This window comes from Olivibacter sp. SDN3, assembly GCF_014334135.1.
Lineage (GTDB): Bacteria > Bacteroidota > Bacteroidia > Sphingobacteriales > Sphingobacteriaceae > Olivibacter.
The window spans coordinates 2403149-2423949 of record NZ_CP060497.1 but is presented as its reverse complement, the minus strand read 5'-3'; the positions used below and the strand labels follow the sequence as shown (position 1 = coordinate 2423949).

Genomic DNA, 20801 nt, shown 5'->3' with positions numbered 1-20801 from the left:
GTCATGAATAAATTAGAAAAGGGACCGGGTAAGTAGAAAACCGTATGGCCCCCCTCCCCTCACCCCATATTGCTTTTTCTCTATACCAGACCTAAATTATAAGTTTGGCACTTTTATACATATTATGCCTGAAGTATAAATAATAAGTATTACAATAAAAAAATAATCTGTCATCAACATTAAGATAAAGCATACATGCAGCGGGGTTAAATAGTCCCAAAGATTTCGGCCAATTTTGTATCCAAAGCTCCCTCATCTGAGCCGTAACGACCGATTATTTTACCTTCCTTGTCTATAAGTATTTTAGTGGGAAGCCGATTCTGCTTAAATCAACACCAACTCCGTTTATCTGGATGCTATCGGTGTTAATAGATAGAATTTTAGCTAGTGGAATAAGATAAGCAAACAAACTAAGGAACACCTAAATTCCTGTCTTCTCCCGATAGCTGCTCAACCAACCGCGGTGGATTGATTTTAGCATTTGCTAAAAAATATCAAAAAAAGTATGGTGAACTTTGTCGAGTAAACAATCACTGAAATGCGGAGACGAGAAATGTCTTCGAAGAACTAGTAAAAACGCTAACAAAAAATTAGTATGAAACTTATGTTATTGACAGCATTATTTCCGTTGTTCTCTTATTCTGCTCCTAATCCATCCAAAAATAAAGAACTTTTAAAGCGCTTTTATAAAGAGTTGTATGTTGATTGGAATATGGAAACAGCGGATGAGATGTTATCTCCGGATTTTATCTCCCATGATTGGCCGGAAAAAGGACAAAAGGGACCAAAAGCATTTCGAAAATATTACGTAGCATTCAAGAAAGCGGTGCCGGACGCAAAATACGAAGTGAAAGACATCCTCGCCGATGGAGATCGGGTAGCCGTTCGTTGGGAAATGCGCGGCACTTATAGCGAACCTTTTCCGGGAATTGATATTCTTCCCAACGGACAAACTGTGATCCTTAAAGGAGTGGCGATTTACCGAGTGGAAGATGAAAAATTAATGGAACGTTGGGTCGTCTCCGATTTGCATGGGTTATTGAAAACAATTCAGGAACCTTCGAAATAACAAATCTCCTTCCATGCCCATATCCACTGCTCGTATTTTGATTGGTTGCGGGACAATGCGGCGGGGCCACTCCCGCCACCCCCGACAACGTCGCTGAATCTTTTGGAAAGAAAGCTGGTACGCTCTCCCATCTTAACTACGAAAATTAAAGAAGGACCAATTTATTCCAGCATACTCACTTTTTCAATATCTCAACAAAAACAGTAAATATTTATTGATAAACAATAAATATTTGTTACATTTGCGGTGTAACTCAAAATTCTTAGCACATTATGAAAAGAATTTCAATAATATTTCTTCGGGTAGTCGTTGTATTGATCGGTATCGGAACTCTAGCCTTTTTGCTTTGGGAACCCCACATTGAAGGCAGAAATATACACGCAACGTTTTTTGATATTTACTTCAAAGACCCATTTCTGATCTATGTATATATCGCATCTGCTTCTTTTTTTGTGGGATTGTATCAAGTATTTAAGCTGTTAGGTTACATTGGGCAAAATAGTGTATTCTCGCAAAATACCGTAAGGGCTTTGCGAACTATAAAATATTGTTCAATAATCCTTATTATATTTATTCTGGGAGCAGAAGCTTACTTTTTTATAGTTCAGTCCAGTAAAGGGGAGGATATTGCTGGCGGCGTTGCAATAGGTTTTGTTATGATTTTTATTTCTCTTATCATCGCCACTGCTGCTACTTTATTTGAAAAAATCTTACAGAATGCCGTAGATATGAAATCTGAAAATGACCTAACAATTTAAGCTATGCCAATTATTGTAAACTTAGATGTGATGATGGCAAAGCGAAAAATATCTCTGAATGAACTTTCTGAACGAGTTGATTTGACATTATCTAATCTTTCTATCTTAAAAACGGGAAAAGCAAAAGCTATTCGTTTTACCACTTTAGACTCCATTTGTAAAGCATTGGACTGCCAACCGGGTGATATTTTGGAATATGTAAGTGATGAAAAAAACAACATTTAATTTCAAGCAGGTTCCATCTCGTCATCGGGGTTCAAAGTCAGGCTTCGCCGGGTCTCTGCTGATAGGAATCGACTCTGGTAAAGCGTTTGCATCAAAAAACAGCCCATGCTCGCTTATCCCGCCTTCGGGATACTGCTCTTCAAAACCCCAGAAAACGTATCCGAACTTCCCTCCTACCTTCCTTGACCATAAAATAGCATTTTAGAAAACTCGGTTTATACTATAAGGGCGATAATATGATATCAATCCTTTGTTCACTAGCGAACGGTGGGTCTTCGCATACGGACACCGTGATACCGCAGAATGCCCATATTTAGCGATTCCTTTAACTATTGTTGACTTGGCCTTTATATTGCTGTTGAGTTCAAACGGACGCCCGTACGTTGACAGCGGACGAACCATTGAACAACAAAGGAGATCCTACCTCACTTATGTAAACGTATATCCGGTAGAACGAATCTCAGGCCAGAATCTACATGATTTTCTAAAAGCCGAGCTCTTCGATCCATTGGAAATGGGCAGCACGGGGTTCTATATCAATGAAGAGGATAAAACCAGGCTATCCGGATTATATCATTATGATGAAAATAAATTGACGTTGATTCAAGCCCCTGTAACAAGTCACTTTAGCCGTAAGCCAACAATTTTCTCGAGAGGGGGAGGAATGCTGGACAGTATTGGTGCGCTATTGTCTACTGTAGGGAATTATGCTAACTTCTGCGAAATGATACTTCAATATGGTAATTTCAAAGGAAAACAGATTATGAGACCGGAGACAATTGAGCTGTTGATTTCTGATCAAATTTCTGGCATTGATAACCGATCATTCTCGCTCACCGGATATGGGTTTGGTGTTGGGGTAAATAATAGACCGAATAACGGAAAAACAAAAGCGATTAGTTGGACAGGAGCATATAACACTATATTCTTAATTGATTACGAAAAGAAACTAACGGCCATTTTTATGACCCAGCATCACCCATGGGGTTATTTAAATATAATGGGTAAGTTCGTTACCGCTGTCGTAGAGTTTGATGAAAATTAGTGCTGGTTTGTTGAAGAACCTGACTGGCTAGCGCTTTCCTTGCGAAGCGTGTTTAACCAGATTCTACGTGAGTAAATTATTCTCAAATAGTTAGTAAATTTATCATATTTGATCTATTATACTATAGCTATGTTTTTTGCCAAGATATCATTTGTTACCTCATTACTCTTTAGCTGCCTCTGTTGTTTTGGTCAGAATAAAGGGGAGAGAGCCCATAAACTTAAGTTGACGAAGATCATTGATTTCAGGCAAATCCGGTCTCCGATTTCTTTGCTTGACCCGATAAAAACATGGGGGGCAGGAAACCTCTGTAGACAGTATTCTGTGGGGTATACAACTGCAAAGAAACCCTAAAGATAATTCTAATAGAAACGATCAGCAATTGACCTCTAAACCAAAGGAAAGAAAGGGAAAACCGTGTACTGAATTGCCAAGCGTTCTGTTTGTTTTGCAGGAGTACCTAGGTGATTCGGTAAAAATTTCTTTGCCCAAAAGACATAACCCTTTTCTAAATGAAGAAATAAAACTTGTCTATCCTACCGATTCTTTGATGAGCTGGACAAGTGAAAATGTACCGGAGGGAGCAATTCCGGAGACATCCGTAAATTTCCCTTTTTGCGTACACGATGAAATCGTCAACGAGCAGGTGGTGCTGTACCTAATTCCACTGAAGAATCCGGTAGTTACATGGAACGATGATAGGCTGAACCATATTCCCACACTTTCGGTGATGCTGGCAACAAATAAGACGGCCAATTTTCTGGGAGCCGAGATTTATGTCGTGCAGTTAAAGTACGACCATCACCGTTCACCTCTCTCTATCGAAATTAAAGAGAACGGTCAATTCCATAGAGACAGAATTAACGAAGGATTGGCATATAAACATTCCTATCGTTTACAGGACACGGTCAATATCGAAGGAAAGCCCTATCGACTTGACAGTCTTGATACGGGAATGGAAAACTTGTATCTGCATCCAGTTGTGGAAACCGGTGCAGCATATATACCGGACGTTCACCTGGCGAAGCTCCTACCCTATTTTTCCGAAAATAACGAATATCTGGTGCTGGATTTCTGGGGGACCTGGTGTGCTCCCTGTATCGAAGCACTCCCCCATTTACAGGAGTTGTACAGTTCCTCAAAGGAGGAATATGATTTTCTGAGCATTTGCTTCGACCGGCCTGAAAACTTTGACAAGGCAAAAGAGATCTTTTCCGAACACGGGGTAGCATGGCCTCAATTATTGGACAACCAGCAAGCTAGGAAAAGTACAATTAGTAGAGGTCTAAACGTTTCCAATTTTCCTACATATATGATTATCGACAGGACGGGGGAAATCCTATACAGCAATTACGGTACCGAAGGATTCGAGGGATTAAAAAAATTCATGGTGAGCGAATGATTAAAGTTGCCTTTTGCGAGGGCTGAAGGCTAATGAGGTAAAGAATTGAAATTTGAGGGGGATTATAAGATCTTTCTCCCCTTTACAAAAGAACAACTAGAGGCCCTTAGCTATTTCGCCTGGCATAGGTAAGGGCCTTGATAGATAAAACAACCCCTGAAGCGCGTTTGATATTTACACAATTGAAGCTTCTTTAAAGCAAAGAAAAGACAGTTATAATGCCTTCAGGAATAGTTATTTCAATAAAGACTTTGAAACAGCATAACTATCTTCCAACAATGTGTATTTGACAATTCTACTATCCTCCACAACAAAATGAATAAAGAAAATTGAACTTACAGTTTTGTTTGTTTCCAACATTTTTGTAACAAATGCTCCCGTAATAACAACGTCAGATTTGTCAATAAAAATTTTATACACTTCAGCAGAAACAGGTTCTGTCGCTGACCAAAGTAATTCGAAAAATTCTTTCACTTCAATCCTAGAACTTCTTGTTCCTAACCATTTTATGTCGTCTGTGTTTCCGGGAATCTGCCATTCTATTTCATCAGAGAACAAATTTACAAGGCTCTCTAAATCTCTATCCTGAAGGTGTTTAAGGAAAACATCTGCCATTATTTTTGGACTGACCATATCTTAAATATTTTGTAAACCTCTGTTTTGCAAGTACGCCATTAACCCTACCCAACCTGCAACTGCAAGAATGATAACAGAACCAACTATGCTGATCAACTGAAACAATAGGATGACAGCAATAATACTTGCAATTACCCAGGTTATATCCATTCCGATAATGAGTTTCGTCCAGCTTTTTTGATTAGGGTTTTTAAAAGCAGTTGCCAGTACAAATAATGAAAATAATATCAGAAAAATCCCGACTTCCACAAATGGAACGACATAACTCACCTTAAACAGGTTTGCAAAAAAATTTGGCATTAGTGCCAACTGAATTCCTGTAACTCCTGAGCTGATAGCATTTATCAGCAGAACTTTTTTTAGTGTCATAACCTTAGCTTTTTATTTTCAACAAAGTTATCTTTAAGTTGACCTTTTACTGTTATCTTAATACGACACTGTATTGGTATTTTACGTCAATCTATTGCAAGGCAACAAAACATTTCTGTACTTTTACGCCATGAATTACAGGCGAACTTTTTTGCAGGCATTGCTGCTATTTTGCGGAGAAAGAAATATAGATCCTCAAAGAATAACATCGTTATCGGGCATTTCGCTTCGTGAATTAAATACCAAAACAAAGTTCAACCTTACCAATCAACAACTGGAGAATGTATGGAAAAACATTGTTCAGCTTTCAGGCGATGAACTGATAGGATTACATTTTGGAGCGACAATGCAAATTGCGGCCCTGAATACAATTGGTCAGATTATTCAAACAAGCAATACCGTTAAAGAAGCTTTGCAACACGCGTGTTCACTTGTTCATTTGATTACGGACTTTTACACGATTCAGATTGAGGAAAAAACAAAAACATTTACAATTACTTTCCAAAAAAATGATGGATTTGACAACTTTCCTACCGCTCGAAATCAAATGGGTGATTTTTTGATTACTTTTACACTATATGAATTAAAAGGGTTGGTACTTGAAAATCCGAAACCGATAAAAGCTAGTCTGTTAACTTATAAAAAGATTTACGACAGAGAATACCAAAACATTTTAAAATGCTCAACGAAGAAAAATGATAACTATTCTTTAGAGTTCAAAAAAGACTACCTGAAAACAAAAATCATAACCGCCAATTATGAAATTCAAAATCTGTTAATTGAACAAATCAATAAACTACAAAATCCAACATCGTTAAATGGCGGTTTTTCAAAAAAGATTTTTAATTTTCTGATTGCAAACTCTTACCTATACTCACTTTCTATTGAATCCGTAGCCGGAAATTTCAACTTAAGTGTGCGTACACTTCAACGAAAACTCAAAGAAGAGGGCGTGTCTTATCTTCAAATAGTAGAAGAAGTGCGAAAGTCGTTGGCGATTCATTACATTCAAAACAGTACTTCGTCTATAAAAGAAATTTCGTCAATTTTGGGTTACGCGGAACCAAGCGGGTTTGTTCGAGCATTTAAAAAATGGACAGGAAAAACGCCATCTGAATACCGACACAAGTATAAATAGCCAAGCGAAAACCTGTCTGCATATAATCGGTTTAGCGAATAAGGAATTATAACAAAAAAGTGGAAGACATTTTTTGTTATAATTCCGATAAATCCTTTTCAGTAGTTGAAATAGACATTGGAAAACATCATATCCATAAACCATAAAAATCTTAAAGACCTGTATCCGCAGAACTATTAAAATATTGTTCAACAAGAAAACATGTAGTTCATAGGATGGATATATATGAAACAATAGGCAGATTTTATTACTGTTTGTTTCGGCAAAATATTTTCTGTGTAAGGAGGGTGACCATTCGTGTAAAAAATTTATACTTTGAGAAATCTTCTATTATTTTAGCTGGCAAAGCCTAGGTTATACCCGAGTTTTTGGTTGCCTAGCATCATATATAGGTGAGGGCCATCACGTTTATGATATGTGAGGCACTTCCGATCACAGTACTTTTGGCGTGAAAGGAGTAATTTTTGGAGCAATTTCTATAATAGTTGTGCTACTTGTTTTTCAGACAGAAGTGTATGAGAATAAACAACATGAAATAGCAAAACAATTTTTAAGAAAATCAGTTATATTTTAAATATTATTGATTATAAATTTAAACAATACCCCTTAAAAACAATTATTAACCAATTATTATGAAGAATTTTTCTATCAAATTATTTGTAGCTACCTTATTTTTATTTGCCTGTATTACGCGAAATGGTTTTGCTCAAGATGGTGCCAGTTTCTATCTAGGATATGGAGTTGCGACAGCTAATTCAATAGACGACGTCATTGCGGATATTATCATAACAACCGCTACTGGAGGCGCGTATAATGTGGCTGATTCTAAATATACAGGCGCAATTTTCGGAGGATATAGAGCTTACGTAACTGAAAAACTGGAGTTTGGTGGAAGTTTTGTTTATGAGAATTCCAGCAAAGATCTTTTGATGGAATCCACTAAGGCGGGCAGCATATCTACTAATACTTATGCGGTATTAGCTGAACTCAAATATAATTACATTAATCATAAAAACTTTAGATTGCATTCGGGTATTGGTGCCGGTGTTGCGCACGCTCGGAGTTCCACAAAAGACGATGTAATTATTGAAAAGGACAAAACCACCGATTTTGCATATCAGCTGGATGCCATAGGCATTAGCTATGGAAATCCGTTTAGTATCTCTTTAAACGTTGGTTATGGCTATAAAGGCATTGCTAATCTCGTGTTGGCATATAGGATTAAGTAGTTATTTATCGTTACTATACAAGCGGGATGAGCAGGCTGCCCATGCTCTTGATCTCGATATAACCTTATCAATTCCATGTTAGGCCTTATTTTTCACATAATTGTTTATCCTGTATTGTTAATTGCCAGTTTAGGTATCGGCAAGAAAGTAGCTGATTATGTTTTTCCAACAAGACCTAAATGGACGCCACTTGGGATCGAAAATGGACTTGTAGGATTCTACTCATTATTGATTTCATTTTCATTGGTACAGGCTGGAAATAACGCCAAAGAACGTACCGGATATATCCATGATACCGCGGATAAATTAGCCTTAATATTACGGAAAAGTAAGTTATACGATCACGAATTACAAGTAGAACTTTACAACTACATGTCCTGTATTTTTGATATGCAGCTAAACGCTGTACAGAGATCGAACGCCGAAGTGCGAGAAACCGTAAGAGAAATAGAAACATTAGACCACAGCTTTGATCGCTTCTTAGTAGATTATATTGCAAGGCATCCGGGAAAAAAACAAAATGTTTCTGAATTGATAAATGCGCTCGAAGAGATGGAACACATCTATTACAGGTTACTCTATTCATATCATCGAAACACTCCTACCCTAATTCTTTTTATTTTAATACTTTTTTCTCTACTTATTGGCTTTTTGTTGGGCTTCCTGCGTGGAATGTTGCATACCAAAATGCATATTTCGGCTATTATTTTTGCGGTGATGAGCTATATTATTCTTTATACAATACAAGATCTTGACAACCCGTCAGCGGGGATTATCAAACCAGACTTTACCGATATAAAGAACATCAGGGAATTGTACGACAATTATTTTTTATCATTAAAGCACCCTTCAAAATGAGCATATAACTAACATTCAATTAGACGCGACAAACACGTTCTACTATATTACGTATACTTTACCTGATAGCTATCTGCCGCAGAAGCATTGACACCTTCAGGTTTTTTCTGTTTATTTTCATCGCTCTTTAAATATAATGCTAAAAACACTATTATGAAAACAAGCTTTACACACTTAGTTCTTAACTTAACAGCTGTTTTTATCTATTTATTAGTTACATACGCTAATTTAACGGCACAAACCTTATCCCAAAAAAGTACGTTATTTCAACGTGAAGACAGTTTAACACTAAAAAGAGTTAAACAGTCTTTCTTTGAAAAAGACGCGGTAAGAATTGGGCTCGCTCCGGCTATTTTCTTCGCGGCTAGTGCAGCAACTTGGAGCGGTAGAGAGAAAATCAGAGAAGTTCGTAATCGGTACATTCCTACTTTCGCACATCATTATGATGATTACATGCAGTATGTGCCGGCAGCAAGTGTTTACGCCTTAAACCTTTCGGGTGTAGAAGGTCGTAACAAGCTGGGGCGTGCTACCATCTCTTATGCTGCGAGTGCCGCAATCATGGCTGTTATTGTAAACTCAGTTAAGTACACCGCCAAAGTAGAGAGGCCAGATGGCTCACGTGCAAACTCTTTTCCTTCGGGACATACGTCTAATGCTTTTATGAACGCTACTTTTATGCACAGGGAATTTGGCCATATCAGCCCCATGTATAGTATCGCAGGATACTCTATGAGTACCTTTACGGGGATTGGACGGGGGCTTAACAATAGGCATTGGATTTCCGATGTGTTGGCAGGGGCTGGTATTGGCATATTATCTACGCAACTGGGTTATTTTTTTGTGAACAAATTTTATAAGAACCAGGGTGATCGCCCAGGTGATTTTCGTTTTGACAACCCGCTAAATAAGCCTTCGTATCTATCTTTAAAAGTTGGTTTTGCCTCTTCTATTCGAAATCTGGTTGAAAACCTTGATATTGGAATTCGATCGAAAGCTGGTTTTGAGGCTGGCTTAGACGGCGCCTATTATTTTACTAAGAGTTGGGGTTTGGGCGGTGATTTCTCATTTGCAAGTTTCCCGATAAGTACGAGTGAGACAACTTTTTCAGATCCAGATATTGGTTCTTCATCCTCATCAATTGTAACACAATCTGTTGGTGTCTTGAACTTCACAATAGGTCCACATTACACCTACGAAATCACCTCCGATTGGCTCGTACAAGCGAAACTTGGTGCAGGGATAGCTACTGGCGCTACGGGAAAAATTTCATTTAAATACGAAGACGATGATGACAATATACTTAATGATGAGGTTGACTTACTAACTTATAAGCCAGCGCGCGCTTTTAAGATGAATGGCGGGCTTGCTCTTACACGGATGTTGAATACTGAATTAGGAGTTACTGCCTATGCCGATTACCATCATTTGAAGCCAATCTTTACCTATACCATAGCTGAAGATTTTGAGGATCCCGACCCAGAACCTTCGGCAGTACAAACATTCAAGGAAAAGAATAATATGAATTACATAACGGCAGGCTTAAAGTTAACAGCATTTTTCTAAACGGTGAGCCCCTCGTAATGTTTGTTTTCTTCGAATGGCTGAATATATGTCATATCCCTGTTCTAGAAAAAAGCAGCGTAGAAATTTACATTAGCTCCTATACTATGCTTTATAAATTCGGGTATCGACCCGAAAAATCTAAAGAAGAGAAACCCTTTTCGCTAGGCGGTAGAAGATCAATGGTAATTATAGATAGAATGGCGATGGCAAAAAAAGAAAAATTGATTGTTTTGATCAGAAATTAACAGCTTTAAAAAAATGGGTTAAGTATCTATTAATTTTAATTGTTTTATTCTTCTTTAGGCAACGTTCCGAGCAATTCTTTGGCAGGCACTTCTTTGATTACACCATCCTTCTTCACAACAAGACTGCCCCCTGTCGCTGCAGTTTCCTCTACCAATTTACGCATAGCCTTTCGAAGTCCTAAGAGAACACGAGCACTTAATGGCGATTCCTTTGAGGCTGAATCAATATTTATCATGGCCTTGTCTTTCTATCCTTTCCCAAAGTTCGGTATTATAAATTTCTTTTCCAAGTGAATCAGACTTTGCAATCAATTCAGGGCTTACATCCATATTAACAAAAACCATCCATTCATCGCATATGGGTATATACAATTCAAATAAATTGACAACACCCCTCTTGTATCGTCTAGCTACTATATCATCAGGAATGTGATGTCCCCCGCTTGCAACTCTTTTTGCTACACGTTTTTGGGCTTGTTCTGGAGAGTCCAGCCAGAAAAAAAGTAAAATGACATTAAAACCTCTGTCTCTCGCATTGCGAATCAATGAAACATAACTACGGGTAGCCAGGGTTGTCTCAAATGCAAAATCGACTCGTTCTTCAATTAGCTCATTAATTCGATTAAGCATAATTCTACCTGCTTCCAAAGCAACACTCTCTACATTAAAGGGAGATATCCCAGCCGCAATTATATCGGCATTTACGAATTCTTTACAATTCAAGATTTCGGGTAAAACGGTGTAGCTAGCTGTTGTTTTGCCAGCACCATTACAACCTGCTATTATATATAAATTTGGCATTACAAGATGGTTCGATCCTAAAGTGTTATAAGCTTTTGTTTAGATCATTTACTAGAGTAAGATAGGAATTTCTGTGTAATTTTTGATTATAAAATGGAGGAATTTTAATACTAAGAAAAAAGGTGATCTTCGATAATTTGATTTTACTAAATCAAAGGTGAATAAATGCTTGATGAGCTTGACACGATATCCCGATTTTATTATATTAGCATTGACTGACAATTGTGATTCGGTTTGCAAATCATGCACAGGAGATTCTCCGCCTGACTGAGTTTGCTCATCGATATGTATAAACCCCGGTTATTCTCTTGTCGATAGGCATGACTATCTAACAAGATGCTCTAAACGACAAAGCCATGATAAAATATCTTTTGCTCTTATCAGCTTTTCTCTTATTTTTCAACCCTAAGACCACTAAGGCACAAGATGCCAAACCGTTTAAGGTGGTAGGTTCGATAGATACTGTTCCGGGCGCATCTTATTATGTAGATTACCGCTATAATCCCGATAGTCTGGTTTATGACACCGTTAATTTGGATGAAAACGGGCATTTCATTTTGAGCGGATACATCACTGAACCAACGACCATATCGCTTTCTATAGACAATATCTATGATAAAAACTACCTGGGCAACTGGCGGTGCTATTCTTTTTGGGTGGAGCCGGATAAAGAAATCTATTTTGAGGGCCTTCGTGGTTTTGACAAACAGATAGTTCGGAACTCGGAAACGCAGCGATTAAGTGAGGAACTCCGCCTTAAAGCGGAGCCACTCAGTACTCAACTGGCTTCGTTGGACAAAAAAATCAGATCGAACGCTTATACCGAAGAGGATCGCCGCGTATACGACTCATTGGCGAGAGAACGTGATGAAATGAATATTCAATTTATTGATACGCATCCGAATACATTTTTTGCAGCAAGCTTACTGCACGGTTATATACGAAACGACCCTTCGTTTTATGCACGTGGGGAGCGCTTATATAATAAGCTAACGCCTGAAGTCAAGGCAACAAAGAAGGGCCAAGTTTTACAAGAGCTTCTCAGGAAACAACTATCAGTGCAATTGGGGGAGCAGTTAGAGGATTTCTCTTTGGCTGACACGGCAGGTAACAGCGTCAGTCTTTCCAACTATAAGGGCAAGTACGTACTGGTAGAATTCTGGGCCAGCTGGTGTACGCCATGTAGACGCGAAAACCCGAATCTTGTTAAAAGTTATAATGAGTATAAATCGAAAGGCTTCGAGATTCTAGCGGTTTCGTTTGATCAGAAACAGGAGGACTGGATAAACGCAATCAGAGAAGATGGGTTGCCTTGGACACATGTTTCGGAATTGCAGAATCTATGGAATAGTGCTATTGCAAAAAAACTACTTGTTACATCGGTGCCAGATAATTTTCTACTCGACCGGGAAGGAAGGATTATCGGAAGAAATTTACGCGGAGAGGAGCTGAACCAAAAACTAGATACCATCACCGCGGCAGATTAATCAGCACCGCCTTTTGGATGCACGCCGGGTTTATCCTGTTGATTGCTTGCATAAATTTCATCAACCTATCTACCGTCAAATCAGCCAGCCGTGCCAGGGAAGTGGAGTTGCGTAAAGTCCTTGGCTCCTACCGCCGTAGTTTGATGATGCAATTCCCTGCCGAATCCATGCTGTACAGTTTACTGTCTATCGTGCTCGGCGTATTGATGGCTTGGCTGCTCCTGCCGTTTTTCAACCCGCTCGCTGGCAAGCAACTGGTATTTCCATGGACAAGCGTATGGCTGTTTCCAGCTATTCTACTTTCAGCTATTAGGGTAGGGCTACTTGCAGGAGTTTATCCCGCAGCCTATCTCTCCGGGATGAGTAGTATGAGGAGCAAAAGGTAATATGGAGCTATTTCCTGAAGGCTGTATATTTTAATTGACCGCAAGTTGGCAAAGGAATTTTTATCTACGTGATTTCTTTAATCTGATTTGGATTCAAACTAATTTTCCTTTCTATCTGCGTAAGCAGAACGCCTCCTAAAACCAGCACGAAGGCATAGATCTGATGGGGAACGATCCGTTCATCAGCTATCAACCATCCAATAAAAACGGCGACCATCGGGTTGACATAAGTATGCGTGCTCACGACCGCGGGCGGCTGTATGGTAACCAACCAGGTAAAAGCCATATATGCCACCATTGAACCCATAAATATCAAGAAGATCAATCCGGACCAGGCCTTCAGGCTTATATCATGGACTGTAAAACGGTTCCATTCGCCAAGGCAAAAAGCAATCAACGCCGAAAATGTACCGGCCGCCAATAGTTGTATTGCAGAATTCGTTATATTAGAGGTTCCAGTTCTCATTCTTTTATTTGCGTATAACGTTCCCACTACCCATAAAACGGCACTGACCAGTAAAATAGTGGTTCCGACCAATTTATCAGCAGTTCCGGCAATTCCGGATTCCGGCGAAAAATAGGAGAACAAAACAATGCCGGAAAAACCCGAGAAAAGCCCCACAAGTATGTTGCGGTTGTTAAAATAGAATTTCCAGTGTTTTTTATCCAACAACACGAACCAAAATGGCTCTGACGCCACGACTACTGCAGCATAACCTGAATTAATATATTGTTCGGCAAACACTACCAGCCCAGAGCCACCGACCAGCATAAGGACTCCGCTTACAGACAAGACTTTTATCCCATATAGATCAGGCCAGATAAGCCTTTTGCCAATTACCCAGGTAAGCAATAATAAACCAGCGACGAGATACCTCAAAGAAGAAAGTACAAATGGCTCCATACTTTCAAGGCCAAATAAATTGGCGAGATACGTCGTCCCCCAAACAAAATAAATGGCTATGAACGCCAAGATCATGGTAATGCGATTGTAACCTTTTTTGTTGACCATAGTTTATTACTGTTAAAATTTATTTTAAAGGTAGTAAAATTATAAAAGATAACAACCTTTAAAACCGGTTTAGCCGGTTATGTTTTTTCGTATATTTCCTCTATAAAATAAGCTCTCAATAGCAGAGGAGAGATCGACAAATATGATTTTATATACAACGCGATTAAATTGCATATAAAATGAAAATTATCTAAGTTTATCCTATGCCAACAGCAAAGACTATAGAGAACATGCCTCTTGACGGAGGAATAGCCTGTCTCGATTTCGTTAACTCCGGTTTTGACACTGAAAAGGACACGATAGTGGAAAGACTGCGCGATTACAGCGATCTACTTACGCTTTCTGAAAGGTTATCGCTGTTAGATAAGGAAAAAATAGGGGCCTTGAGAATACTTTCTACAACCCATATTGAAGAAGGCGAACGGGTCTTAACCGTGGCACGTGAAGTGAGACAGGTATTTTTCAAGGTATTTACCGCTCTCGCAACAGGCATGCTGGATAAGCTTAATCAGGAGATTCTTAAAGCATTTAACGGATATATTTCGCGAGCATATTCAAATCAATCTTTTTTTATCGAAGGGTCTCAGCTAAAAAGGGATTGGAAAAAAGACAGGGTAGACCTTTGGCAACCATTGTGGGCATTTTTATTGTCAGCACACGATTTGCTGGTTAACAGAGACCAACAATACATTAAAAAATGTAGGGCATGCGAGTGGCTGTTTATTGATGAGACTAAAAATCATCGGAGAAAATGGTGTGATATGCAGGCGTGTGGAAGTCTAGAGAAGTCAAAACGATACTACCAGAGAAAAAAACTGAAAAAAACCTGACATTCAGCATTCCGGGAATTGATATTGTAAAGTTAAGGAACAGCAACTCCTTTTTAAGCTACTATTATTATACCCGCCCTCTACCGGATGATTGGGCAATGGCCGTATTAAACTAATATATTTCAACTTCATCCATTTCTTTGCTTATTATTTAGCGTACCCCCTATGTTTGTCGAGTGGAAGAATGGTCAGGCGTTTCCTAAAGGGTAGTTCCGGATGAAATCTGAATGAAAACATAACGCATATCCTACATAACTATCGGTATCTTCTGGCGAATAAACAACCTGTTTGGTTTTAAAACGCCATCCCGCCTTCTTCAAAAATCATAATACGCTTGCCAATATTTTGTATGCCCTTTAAATGCAGACTAGAAGGAAATCTTAAAAAAAACAAGACTGATTTTCTAGCCTTTTTCAAGCATTTCTACTGCCATATCATGGCGGTTATATCTGATCTTTCACTATCAACCGGTCGACTTCCAGCTCATTGATGTGCAGCTTTCCGAATTTGCCTTTTCCGATTCGTAGTACACCGACAGTAAGCGCTCCTATTGCCAGAACCCCAACAGCCATCGCTCCAACAGCTAATGCTCCAACCGCCAGACGACCAGCAGCAGCCTGTCCAACAGCTGCGCTCCTAATCTTACTTGTTAAATAATGATTTTTCTTCATCTTATGTTCTACGTGAATGTTCCTTTCTATACCGCTTTCTTGTAATCAAGAACATAACATTTTTCAGGGCAATAAGTTTCATAAGGTAAACTTTTAACAGACCGCCTATCGGTTCATTTGCTTCATTTTCTGCTTCGAGAGCGAAATGAAGCGTATTGGAATGAACGCCCCCCTATGAGAGGATATATAGCGGATTACCCATTGCTGTGCCTGTTACTCAAAGCTTATTTTCAGCGTACTTTAACGTGGTATTGCTTTTCCTTCTATACAGATAGGCGAGGTTGAAAATCACGACAGCCGTAAAAATCATTCCAAAGGCGATGATCTGTACCGTATTGACGGGCTCTTTATAATAAAGAACTGCCAATAAGAAACTGATAATGGGATTTAAGTATAGCAAGGTGCCGACAACGGAAGAATCCAATCCTTTTAAGGCAAAAATATTGAGGAACAGTGGAATAATGGTGTAACCCACAGCAATGATCGCAACAAAGCTATAGAACGTTATTGTTTTCGGAACAGCGGTATCAATAACCGTTAATATTGGGAGCAACAGGATGGTGCTTACGACGACGTGGATGGTCAATGTGAAAAATTTATCCATCTTAAACGTATTCTTCTGGAGCACTATGTAAATTGCATACGAAACAGCAATCACCATGCTGTAAACCAGGTCCATAAAATGGCCGTACGCTAGGATGATGCAACTAACCAAGCTTAACAATACTGCAAACCATTGCCCTTTATTCAGTTTTTCATGTAAGAAAAGGCTTGCCAGAACCGTGGCTACGATGGGACAGATCAGATAGGCCAAAGAAGTGGCATTGACACTGACCGCATTCATCACGTAAATAAACAGGAACCAATTCAATGCGAGCATAACGGCGCTAAAGAGTATGTTCACCATCAAGTTCATCCTTTCTTTCCTCGACGTTGTTCTGAGATAATGGATACTGGCAGAGGTTTGTTTCCTTCTGAAAATAAAACAGGCTAAAACGATGCTGATCGCGGCAAAGATTACACGATGGATAAGAATATCCAGAGCGGCATAAGCACTTAAAGGCTTTAATACCAATGCAAAAGTACCCCAAATAGCAAAGCCCAATACGGCAGATAGATAATATTTCATTAAGATGTAATAGCCACTACTTGATCTGACAGTCTGTGGTTCCAAAATACTGTCTTTGTTCTAGGCTAATATACTCCATTTTCTTCAATTTCGGCGGCCTCTATAAAAACGACTATGAAAAAATATCGGATAAATATATGGAGGATGCACTAAAAAGGATTACTATGTTCGGAGCCTCTAGCAATGCAGGATATGCCGTTCTAAAACAAGCATATCGGAAAACGCAACATCAGTGGGTTAAAATGAATGACTGCCTAAGCTAGCGGACTTAAAGATGGAGAAGCAACGAACAATTATTTGGCTGTTATTTCTACCAAAATTGTCGAAAAACCAACTTACGCGAAATCTATATTTAAAGCACTAAAAAATATATTAGACCTATTGGTCCTTTTCAATATAATGTGGTGAAAGAACTTCTTTATCTAAATGTATGTACATGTTTTTCATTGTAATTTTCGTATCAATAATTTGTTAATGAGACATTAATATATCTTTTTATTTGTATCTATCTCGAAACAGCAATAAATTCAGGAAAATATTTGTATATATGTATATACATATATATGTTTGTATTTGTATTTATAAACTTAGATAATCATTAAATGAGTACGACTGATTCTTACAGTAAGCGCCATATGTCAAGTACGGAAAACTACGAAACTGTTCAAGATACGGCCTATATAGAAAATAATACTTATGAAATCAGCCCTTCTCATAGTCTTGGCTCAAACAATATCCATAGAGGTTTTGATACGCTGGTAAATGCCATTATTAACAATAAAATTGTCTATATGGACGTAAATTGGGTCTTATGATTATCTCTTTATAATGGGAACCATGGTGTGGCATGTTTGCCATCTGAGTATTTGCATTTTTCTGCCTGGCAGCGCTTGTTGTGGTCTACAGGTTATTGCCCGAAACGAAAGCGTCTTCCATTTCAACCTGAACAGGAAACACTGGATGCTGTACTTATCACGTCTCTGGGCGATTTGGAAGACTGGAGCGGAAATAATCCCGGAAGGGGGGTATGGATCATCAACCAGAACTGTATGGTGGAGATTTATGCATTAATAGCAAAATTTAAGCAAGAACCTTAAAGATCAATTCCATGACAAGTAGAAAATTATTTTCTGTTTTTACAGCTATACTGATCGGGGGAATATTAGCTTCCTGTTCAGAGAAAACATTTGATCCGCTACAGTATGTAGAACCCGGTATCGGCACGGCGCACAGCAGGTGGTTCTTTTATACGCCGGCAGCTGTGCCGCACGGTATGGCAAAGCTGGCCCCTTCCACCAACGGTCACGAGGGCAACCCATCCGGCTGGGAGGCTGTCGGCTACGACATCAGGCACCAATCCATCGCCGGGTTTGTACATTTCCATGAATGGCAGATAGGCGGCGTATCGGCTATCCCCGCTACCGGAGAGCTGAAGGTGGTGCCAGGTAGTCTGCAGCAGCCCGAAACAGGTTACCGTTCTGCGTTCAACAGAAAAACGGAAATTGCCGAACCGGGCTATTACAGCGTGGTACTGGATGATTACGGCGTAAAGGCGGAACTCACCGCCACTGCCCGCGTGGGGTTTCACCGCTATACCTTTCCGGAAAGTAGCCAATCCCGTATCATTTTGGATGTAGGCAACGAACAGGGCGAAAGTGGCGAGGTAAAAGATGCACAGGTCCGCATGATCGATGATACCCATTTCGAAGGATCTGTAAGCACCTACCCCAAGTATGTGGAAACGTACGATCCCGGGGGAGAGATCACGATGTACATTTGGGGGGAGTTGAACAGGGCACCGCTAGGCACCAATGCCTTTAACAGGGAAGGTATTCACCGGGAAAGCAGGGAGGCCGGGGGCGTTGGGGCGGGCCTATCACTGGAGTACAAAACAGCGGCAGACGAAGTGCTGGAGATGAAGGTCGGGCTGTCCTACACTTCTATCGCGAATGCGAGGGAAAATTTCCAAAAGGAAGCGGCCGCACTTTCGTTTGATCAGGCAAAACAACGGGCGCAGGAATCCTGGCGGGACGAGCTGGCAAAGATACAGGTGTCAGGCGGAAGGGAGCAGGACCGGATCAAATTCTATACCGGTCTCTACCATGCCCTGCTGGGCAGGGGCGTTGCCAATGATGTAAACGGTGCCTTTCCGTTACATGACGGTACAGCGGGACAGATCCCCCTGTCCGAAGAAGGGAAACCGGCCTATAATTTTTACAATACGGATGCCATCTGGGGGGCTTTCTGGAACCTTACCCAGCTTTGGGCACTTGCCTATCCGGAGCGGTATAACGATTACGTCAATACGCAGCTGGAGATGTATAAACATCGCGGATGGTTCGGTGACGGTATCTCCAACAGCCAGTTTACCTCGGGTGTAGGTACCAATTTTGTGGGACTGGCAATTGCGGGGGCCTACCAGGCGGGCATCCGGAATTTTGACACCGATCTCGCTTACCGGGCGGTGAGAGCGAACGAACTGAGTACGGAGAGCCGACCGGACGGTTCCGGTAAGCAGGACGTACGGGCATTTATCAACAAAGGTTATGTGCCTTTTCTGGAAGAAAACATTACGGACACCAGCGGTGCATATTTTTCAGCTTCGCATACCATGGAGTACAGCTTCAGCGCTTTTGCGGCAGCGCAATTCGCCAGCGCACTGGGAAGGGAAAGCGACTATAAAGAACTGATAGGTTATGCCGGAGGTTGGGAAAAACTGTGGGACCCTTCCACAAAGCTGATCAGGCCGAGGGATATAAAGGGCAATTTTATTGAAAATTTCAAACCTACCGAACCCTGGAGAGGTTTTCAGGAGGGAAATGCGGTACAGTACACCTATTACGTGCCGCATAACCCGGCAAAATTAATAGCTAATGCCGGGCAGGACCGGTTCAACGAACGGCTGGACAGTATCTTTACCGAAGCCCGGAAAGGTGGTTTTGGCGGAGGAAAGGAAATAGATGCCTTTGCGGGGATCCACTCCCCCTACAACCATGGCAACCAGCCCAACCTCCATGTCAGCTGGCTTTTCAACTACTCGGCAAAACCGTGGCTGACCCAAAAGTGGACGAGGGCCATATGTAACGAATTCTATGGTGTTGAACCCATTCACGGCTATGGTTACGGACAGGATGAAGATCAGGGACAGCTCGGTTCCTGGTACGTGATGTCGGCACTGGGGCTGTTTGATGTAAAGGGCCTCACCGATCTAAAGCCAACGGTACAGATCGGCAGCCCTGTTTTTGACGAAGCCGTTATCGCGCTTCCCGGCGGAAAGACGTTGACCGTTAGAACGATCGACAACTCACCGGACAACGTATATATCCAATCGGCAACCTTCAATGGGAAAGAGCTGAAAAATGCCTGGCTGTACCATGAACAGATACGGGAAGGGGGTGTACTGGAGCTGGGTATGGGTGCCGGACCCAATGAAGAATGGGGGATAGAAACACCGCCGCCGAGCGAGTTATAATGAACGTCAACAAATTAAGATATCAGATGACGGACAACGCCGTTAAAAAGACTATTAAGGTGATCTGCTGCTGTATATTATTATTAGCGGGTAAATTTTGTCCCGGCCGGCAAACGGATACGGCAACGCTGTATCTGGACCGCGCAGGTACCATGTACAGCAACGTGTGGACAAAATACCGGGTGCCGGAGTATGCCGGGCTGTTTCTTGAAAACTATCCCTCCAGGCAAACCGAAAGGGTATTATTTCTTTATCGGGTTAATAAACAATAATTAAGAACCCCGCCAATATCTGATACCCGACCAGCTCGGGTTTATGCCGTTACAATCGATATCATGAGAGATTTAACTACAACAGACTAGGTATTGGTTACATAAGACCGGACGGTAAAGCCCAATTTTGTATCATCAATTTCGAGCAATGACAACAAAAAATAACAAATGACAAAGTATGGTTTGTGAGTACGTGATGTA

Annotated in this window: 23 protein-coding genes; 16 read left to right on the top strand and 7 right to left on the bottom strand. The window is 40.4% G+C overall.

The window, feature by feature from the left end; all coding sequences use genetic code 11:
- The first annotated feature begins 595 nt into the window (after positions 1-595).
- The 5 genes from H8S90_RS09980 (at position 596) to H8S90_RS09960 (ending at position 4499) form a co-directional block, all read left to right on the top strand.
- On the top strand, positions 596-1069 hold the full coding sequence (locus H8S90_RS09980; RefSeq protein WP_187342398.1) for an ester cyclase: 474 nt from the start codon (positions 596-598) through the stop codon (positions 1067-1069).
- A gap of 272 nt (positions 1070-1341) precedes the next feature.
- Entirely contained in the window at positions 1342-1827 is a 486-nt protein-coding gene (locus H8S90_RS09975) for a DUF2975 domain-containing protein (protein ID WP_187342397.1), read from the top strand.
- A gap of 3 nt (positions 1828-1830) precedes the next feature.
- On the top strand, positions 1831-2052 hold the full coding sequence (locus H8S90_RS09970; RefSeq protein ID WP_187342396.1) for a helix-turn-helix transcriptional regulator: 222 nt from the start codon (positions 1831-1833) through the stop codon (positions 2050-2052).
- 250 nt (positions 2053-2302) lie between these two features.
- Positions 2303-3097: a serine hydrolase gene (locus tag H8S90_RS09965; RefSeq protein ID WP_187342395.1), complete on the top strand. Its 795-nt coding sequence runs from the start codon at positions 2303-2305 to the stop codon at positions 3095-3097.
- Positions 3098-3479: 382 nt separating this feature from the next.
- Positions 3480-4499 carry a TlpA disulfide reductase family protein gene (locus H8S90_RS09960; protein ID WP_222852274.1) on the top strand — a complete coding sequence of 340 codons (1020 nt, stop codon included), beginning with the start codon at positions 3480-3482 and terminating at the stop codon, positions 4497-4499.
- A 234-nt stretch (positions 4500-4733) separates the two neighbouring features.
- Here the strand turns inward: H8S90_RS09960 and H8S90_RS09955 are convergent, their stop codons facing one another.
- Entirely contained in the window at positions 4734-5132 is a 399-nt protein-coding gene (locus H8S90_RS09955) for a nuclear transport factor 2 family protein (RefSeq protein ID WP_187342393.1), read from the bottom strand.
- Positions 5133-5135: 3 nt separating this feature from the next.
- Positions 5136-5504, bottom strand: coding sequence for a hypothetical protein (locus H8S90_RS09950; protein WP_187342392.1), 369 nt, complete (start codon positions 5502-5504; stop codon positions 5136-5138).
- A 130-nt stretch (positions 5505-5634) separates the two neighbouring features.
- On the opposite strand from H8S90_RS09950, the gene H8S90_RS09945 reads away from it, so the two are divergent.
- From H8S90_RS09945 to H8S90_RS09930, 4 genes are all read left to right on the top strand, one after another.
- Positions 5635-6642, top strand: a complete 1008-nt coding sequence (locus tag H8S90_RS09945; RefSeq protein ID WP_187342391.1) for an AraC family transcriptional regulator — start codon at positions 5635-5637, stop codon at positions 6640-6642.
- Between the two features lie 632 nt (positions 6643-7274).
- On the top strand, positions 7275-7871 hold the full coding sequence (locus H8S90_RS09940; RefSeq protein ID WP_187342390.1) for an outer membrane beta-barrel protein: 597 nt from the start codon (positions 7275-7277) through the stop codon (positions 7869-7871).
- A 75-nt stretch (positions 7872-7946) separates the two neighbouring features.
- Positions 7947-8729, top strand: a complete 783-nt coding sequence (locus H8S90_RS09935; protein WP_187342389.1) for a hypothetical protein — start codon at positions 7947-7949, stop codon at positions 8727-8729.
- A gap of 153 nt (positions 8730-8882) precedes the next feature.
- Positions 8883-10295: a phosphatase PAP2 family protein gene (locus H8S90_RS09930; protein ID WP_187342388.1), complete on the top strand. Its 1413-nt coding sequence runs from the start codon at positions 8883-8885 to the stop codon at positions 10293-10295.
- A 289-nt stretch (positions 10296-10584) separates the two neighbouring features.
- Here the strand turns inward: H8S90_RS09930 and H8S90_RS09925 are convergent, their stop codons facing one another.
- Together H8S90_RS09925 and H8S90_RS09920 are read right to left on the bottom strand one after the other, a co-directional pair.
- Positions 10585-10776 (bottom strand): hypothetical protein, encoded by a 192-nt coding sequence (locus H8S90_RS09925; RefSeq protein ID WP_187342387.1) that lies wholly within the window; start codon positions 10774-10776, stop codon positions 10585-10587.
- Complete coding sequence (locus H8S90_RS09920) at positions 10763-11341, bottom strand: zeta toxin family protein (RefSeq protein ID WP_187342386.1); 579 nt, start codon at positions 11339-11341, stop codon at positions 10763-10765. The genes H8S90_RS09925 and H8S90_RS09920 overlap by 14 nt, the downstream gene beginning before the upstream one ends.
- Before the next feature lie 356 nt (positions 11342-11697).
- On the opposite strand from H8S90_RS09920, the gene H8S90_RS09915 reads away from it, so the two are divergent.
- Both H8S90_RS09915 and H8S90_RS09910 read left to right on the top strand, forming a co-directional pair.
- Positions 11698-12828, top strand: a complete 1131-nt coding sequence (locus H8S90_RS09915; protein WP_187342385.1) for a peroxiredoxin — start codon at positions 11698-11700, stop codon at positions 12826-12828.
- 17 nt (positions 12829-12845) lie between these two features.
- The gene (locus H8S90_RS09910; protein WP_187342384.1) at positions 12846-13214 is read left to right on the top strand and encodes an ABC transporter permease; all 369 of its coding nucleotides are present in this window, start codon (positions 12846-12848) and stop codon (positions 13212-13214) included.
- 64 nt (positions 13215-13278) lie between these two features.
- On the opposite strand, the gene H8S90_RS09905 is transcribed toward H8S90_RS09910, so the two are convergent.
- Positions 13279-14226: an EamA family transporter gene (locus tag H8S90_RS09905; RefSeq protein ID WP_187342383.1), complete on the bottom strand. Its 948-nt coding sequence runs from the start codon at positions 14224-14226 to the stop codon at positions 13279-13281.
- Between the two features lie 203 nt (positions 14227-14429).
- On the opposite strand from H8S90_RS09905, the gene H8S90_RS09900 reads away from it, so the two are divergent.
- On the top strand, positions 14430-15056 hold the full coding sequence (locus H8S90_RS09900; RefSeq protein ID WP_187342382.1) for a CGNR zinc finger domain-containing protein: 627 nt from the start codon (positions 14430-14432) through the stop codon (positions 15054-15056).
- Positions 15057-15499: 443 nt separating this feature from the next.
- On the opposite strand, the gene H8S90_RS09895 is transcribed toward H8S90_RS09900, so the two are convergent.
- Together H8S90_RS09895 and H8S90_RS09890 are read right to left on the bottom strand one after the other, a co-directional pair.
- Entirely contained in the window at positions 15500-15727 is a 228-nt protein-coding gene (locus H8S90_RS09895; protein WP_187342381.1) for a hypothetical protein, read from the bottom strand.
- Between the two features lie 217 nt (positions 15728-15944).
- Positions 15945-16856: an EamA family transporter gene (locus H8S90_RS09890; protein WP_187342380.1), complete on the bottom strand. Its 912-nt coding sequence runs from the start codon at positions 16854-16856 to the stop codon at positions 15945-15947.
- A gap of 602 nt (positions 16857-17458) precedes the next feature.
- On the opposite strand from H8S90_RS09890, the gene H8S90_RS09885 reads away from it, so the two are divergent.
- The 4 genes from H8S90_RS09885 to H8S90_RS09870 are packed head-to-tail and all read left to right on the top strand — an operon-like array spanning position 17459 to position 20600.
- Complete coding sequence (locus tag H8S90_RS09885) at positions 17459-17671, top strand: hypothetical protein (RefSeq protein ID WP_187342379.1); 213 nt, start codon at positions 17459-17461, stop codon at positions 17669-17671.
- A 27-nt stretch (positions 17672-17698) separates the two neighbouring features.
- Positions 17699-17953 (top strand): hypothetical protein, encoded by a 255-nt coding sequence (locus H8S90_RS09880; RefSeq protein ID WP_187342378.1) that lies wholly within the window; start codon positions 17699-17701, stop codon positions 17951-17953.
- An 11-nt stretch (positions 17954-17964) separates the two neighbouring features.
- Positions 17965-20328 (top strand): GH92 family glycosyl hydrolase, encoded by a 2364-nt coding sequence (locus H8S90_RS09875; RefSeq protein ID WP_187342377.1) that lies wholly within the window; start codon positions 17965-17967, stop codon positions 20326-20328.
- Entirely contained in the window at positions 20328-20600 is a 273-nt protein-coding gene (locus H8S90_RS09870) for a hypothetical protein (RefSeq protein ID WP_187342376.1), read from the top strand. Before H8S90_RS09875 ends, H8S90_RS09870 begins: the two co-directional genes overlap by 1 nt.
- Positions 20601-20801: the final 201 nt, after the last annotated feature.